Consider the following 520-nt stretch of genomic DNA (forward strand, 5'->3'; position numbering starts at 1 on the left):
GAGGGCATCTACCTGTCGTGGTTGCGCTTCGGCCACGGCCAGTTGCTCTCGACGATCATCCTGTGGATCGGCGTGCTCGTCATGATCGGCGCGTGGGTGCGCCTCGGCCGGGCCGCCCTCGCCGGGCTCGTGACGGTACGCGATCTGTGGACGGTGCTGCCCGCGTGGACCGCTCCCCTGCTGTTCGCCACACCGATGTTCAGCCGCGACGCGTATTCCTATCTCGCCCAGGGCGCGCTGTTGCGCGACGGCTTCGATCCGTACGCGGTGGGGCCGGTGGTCAATCCGGGTGTCCTGCTCGACAACGTCAGCAACGTGTGGACGACCACCACCACCCCCTACGGACCCGTCCACCTGCTCCTCGGTGCGGGCATCACGTCCATCACCGACGACAACGTGGTGACGGGAACGTGGTTGTGGCGCCTGACCATGCTTCCCGGCCTGGCGCTCATGGCGTGGGCCGTGCCGAAACTCGCGCGCCGCATGGGCGGCAATCCCGCGATCGCCCTGTGGCTCGCGG

1 protein-coding gene is annotated in these 520 nt (G+C 68.7%); it reads left to right on the top strand.

Translation table 11 applies throughout. From position 1 onward, the window contains the following. Positions 1–520: polyprenol phosphomannose-dependent alpha 1,6 mannosyltransferase MptB (mptB, locus tag R1101_RS29010; protein WP_037225420.1), on the top strand; the 520-nt coding region annotated here is incomplete at both ends.

Origin of the sequence: Rhodococcus sp. R1101, from assembly GCF_000278445.1 — a bacterium.
Taxonomy (GTDB): domain Bacteria; phylum Actinomycetota; class Actinomycetes; order Mycobacteriales; family Mycobacteriaceae; genus Rhodococcus; species Rhodococcus gordoniae.